The organism is Pseudaminobacter soli (ex Li et al. 2025) (assembly GCF_003012705.1).
In the GTDB taxonomy this organism is placed as follows: domain Bacteria; phylum Pseudomonadota; class Alphaproteobacteria; order Rhizobiales; family Rhizobiaceae; genus Pseudaminobacter; species Pseudaminobacter soli.
This window is the reverse complement of sequence record NZ_PXYL01000096.1, coordinates 1-255: the sequence shown is the minus strand read 5'-3', so window position 1 is coordinate 255 and position 255 is coordinate 1. Positions and strand designations below refer to the sequence as shown.

At 68.2% G+C, this 255-nt stretch carries 1 protein-coding gene; it reads left to right on the top strand.

Translation table 11 applies throughout. From position 1 onward, the window contains the following. Positions 1-255: formate--tetrahydrofolate ligase (locus tag C7I85_RS30395; RefSeq protein ID WP_146149039.1), on the top strand; the 255-nt coding region annotated here is incomplete at both ends.

The following is a 255-nucleotide window of genomic DNA, read 5'->3' as shown; positions in this document are numbered from 1 at the left end:
CCAAGATCTCGGCCGAGTTCATCCAGTCGGTGCAGGGGCGCAAGGACGGCAAGCTGATCCTGGTCACCGCCATCAACCCGACCCCGGCCGGCGAGGGCAAGACCACCACCACGGTCGGCCTCGGCGATGGCTTGAACCGCATCGGCAAGAAGGCGGTGATCTGCATCCGCGAGGCCTCGCTCGGGCCGAACTTCGGCGTCAAGGGCGGTGCCGCCGGCGGCGGCTATGCCCAGGTGGTGCCGATGGAGGACATGA